Origin of the sequence: Burkholderia sp. Se-20378, from assembly GCF_017104665.1 — a bacterium.
Lineage (GTDB): Bacteria > Pseudomonadota > Gammaproteobacteria > Burkholderiales > Burkholderiaceae > Burkholderia > Burkholderia lata.
Genome location: NZ_JAAGPG010000758.1, coordinates 1 through 3,155, shown reverse-complemented (window position 1 = coordinate 3,155; position 3,155 = coordinate 1). Strand labels below are relative to the sequence as shown.

Here is a 3,155-nt window from a genome sequence, read left to right as displayed (position 1 = left end):
GCCGTCCTGGCCTGCGCCGCCGCCTTCGGTGCAGTCACCGTCTTTTGCGGCGCAACGGCCCTCGCCGGCGGCGTCTTCTCGGGCTCGACCGGTGCGTCGGGCGGCACGCCGAGCAGCTGCAGCGAGCCGCTCGTGACCGACGCGAACACGGGGCCGGCCACCGTGCCGCCGTAGTAGCCCTTGCCGCGCGGCTCGTCGATCATCACCGCGACGATCAGGCGCGGGTTGCTCATCGGCGCCATCCCGGCGAACAGTGCGCGGTACTTGCCCTTCGCATAGGTTGCGCCGATCTGCTTGCGCGCGGTACCCGTCTTGCCGCCGATCCGGTAGCCGTCGACGCGCGCGCGGCGCCCCGTGCCGCCTTCGCCGACCGCCATCTCGAGCATCGAGCGGATCGATGCGGCCGTTTGCGCCGACGTCACGCGGTGGCCGCGATGCGCGTCGATCGTCTGCTGGTCGGTGCCGTTCTTCAGCAGCGACACCGGGTGCAGCGTGCCGTCGCCCGCATAGGCTGTGTAGGTTTGCGCGATCTGCAGCAGCGACATCGACAGGCCGTAGCCGTACGCCATCGTCGCCTGCTCGATGGGCCGCCAGCGCTTGTAGCCGCGCAGCCGGCCCGACGCGACGCCCGGGAACGTCAGTTCCGGCGCGCGGCCGATCCCGTATTCCTGGTATTTGTTCCAGATCGTTTCGGCGGGCAGGTTCAGCGCGAGCTTCGCGAGCGCGACGTTGCTCGACTTCTGCAGCGCCTGCGAGACCGTCAGCGAGCCGTGGTTCGACGTGTCGTGGATCACGGCCGGGCCGATCTTGTAGGTGCCCGGCGACGTGTTGATGATCGTGTTCGGCGTGACCTTGCGCTCGTCGATCGACAGCGCGACGACGAGCGGCTTGATGGTCGAGCCCGGTTCGAACGTGTCGATCACCGCACGGTTGCGCAACTGCTGGCCGGTGAGGCGCGCGCGGTCGTTCGGGTCGAAGGTCGGGTAGTTCGCCAGCGCGAGGATCTCGCCGTTCTGCGCGTCCAGCACCACGACGCTGCCGGCCACCGCGTTGTTTTCAACCACGGCCGCCTTGAGCTGGCTGAACGCGAGCTGCTGGATGCGGCGGTCGATCGTCAGTTCGATCGTCGCGCCGTGCTGCGCCGGGACGAGCGGGCGCGTGTCCGACACGATGCGGCCGAGCCGGTCGCGGATCACCTCGCGCTGCCCGGACGTCCCCACCAGGCGCGCATTCGCCGCGAGTTCGACGCCTTCCTGGCCCTTGTCCTCGACGTTCGTGAAGCCGACCACGTGCGCGGCCGATTCGCCTTCCGGGTAGAAGCGCTTCGAATCGGCGATCTGCGTGATGCCGTCGATCGCGAGCTTGTCGAGCTTGCCCGCGGTGTCCGCGTCGACCTGCCGCTTGAGCAGCACGAAGGTCTTGTCGTTGCCGAGACGCCGCTTGACCTCGACCAGCGGCATGTCGAGCAGCTTGGAGATCTGCGGGTAGTCGGTGTCGGCAACCTGTTTCGGGTTCGCCCAGATTTCATAGGTCGACAGGCTGACGGCGAGCATCGCGCCATTGCGGTCGACGATGCGCCCGCGCGTCGCGTCGAGCTCGATCGTGCGCTGGTAGCGCTTCTGGCCCTGGCCGACGTAGAACTCCTTGTTCGCGACCTGCACCCAGAAGGCGCGGCCGATCAGCGCGGCGAACGCGAGGAACACGATGATCACGATCAGCTTCGAGCGCCACATCGGCAGGCGCGACGCAAGCATCGGATTCTTGGTCGCGGCCGCGTACGGATCGGCGGGGTGGGTCTTCTTTTTCACGCTCATGCAATGGCCGGGTCGGGCCGCCGAAGGGCGGCTGGTCAGTCTGAATAATGCGATTGTAATAAATGAGTAATCGCCGTGTGGGGAAAGTGTGTTCCGGCCCCGAGAAAAAGCAGGTATTAACTGTCCGGTTGGGGTGAAAAAAGGGGGGAGGAAAGGCGGGGCGGAAGTGACACTTCACCGACGCAGCAGACGATGAAAGGCGGGCGATTCGCTGCGTGTCGATCCGGAGGCGCGATCTGAAGTACGGCCGATGCGGGCCATCCCCGGAGTGCGATCAATTGACCGGCTTGCGGTTATTTCTTTAAGTCGGAAAATGAAAAGCGCCCCGAAATGGGGCGCCGTTAATACTGAATATCGAAATGAATATCGCTGAAATCGGAATAAACCCGAAAACCGCAGACGAATTACATCGATAATTTCTATCGGGCGACGGAAATGAATTCCCGGTATTCCGGCTCGCTCGTGCAACGATCGACGGCCTGCAGTCGCCACGCGCCGGGGTGATCGCCGGCGAGCACTGCGGGGCCCTGTTCGCGCTGCGTTGCATCGAACGACAGCCCCTTCAACTGGCACACGGCATTCCCGCCGTCGGCCGCGCAGAGCGCCATTGCGCCCTCGACGTCGCGGACCTTGCCCCAGGTCGGCAGATCCATGCCCTGATGTGCCTCGCGCGACCACAGCCCCTCGTCGGTATCGACCCAAAGTACCGCGAAGGAGTGTCGGGTTGCCGATTCGCTGCCATTAATCCGAATGGTGAGGCGCATTGTGATCGTCTCCTAAAAAAATGACACATTCGACCGTTTTGACTTGAACAGTCTAGATAGACTGGTGTGAAACGCAAGTGATAAACCGCAATAAATCCGTATTGAGTTCATTGCGGTTTTAGATGGAACGACGTCTGACGATTCATGGTTATTCCGGCGGCGCGCGCAAACACGCGCGCACCGGTGATCGCGGTGCAGACGGGGGCTGAGTCGATCATCGAGACATGGGATGACATGGCCGCGAGGCGCGTCGATCTGTCGCGTGCGATCGGGTGCGGAAAACGGCCGATCCGAGGCCGCGCCGCGCCGTCGAAAGGCGGCCCGACCGGATGTTGCAGCGTTTTGACGGCGCGCCCGGTACGACAGACTCCGACAATCCCATACAAATCGGCACACTTTCACGAAACTTTCGGGACAGACTTGCCTGCGGTCGGGCCCCACACTGGGATCTTCCCGATCCAGTGCCGCGGACGCCCGTCCTCGGCGGCTGCCGCCGCCTCGTGCCAGAGACGCGATCGACGCGATCGCGGGCCGCACGCCCGATCGGGACTGCCGGGGCGCGCGTCCGGCCCCGGCA

At 64.8% G+C, this 3,155-nt stretch carries 2 protein-coding genes; both read right to left on the bottom strand.

Annotated elements, in window-relative coordinates; translation table 11 throughout:
- Nucleotides 1-1,814, bottom strand: a 1,814-nt coding sequence (locus G3N93_RS37140; protein ID WP_206135252.1) for a penicillin-binding protein 2, incomplete at its 3' end; no start/stop codon positions are given.
- 419 nt (nt 1,815-2,233) lie between these two features.
- Nucleotides 2,234-2,578, bottom strand: coding sequence for a DUF3564 family protein (locus tag G3N93_RS37135; RefSeq protein WP_011355389.1), 345 nt, complete (start codon nt 2,576-2,578; stop codon nt 2,234-2,236).
- Nucleotides 2,579-3,155 lie beyond the last annotated feature (577 nt).

Bases quoted from the DNA above. Each gene is read 5' to 3' on its own strand.
- G3N93_RS37135 (WP_011355389.1), bottom strand. From the start codon at position 2,578: ATGCGCCTCACCATTCGGATTAATGGCAGCGAATCGGCAACCCGACAC.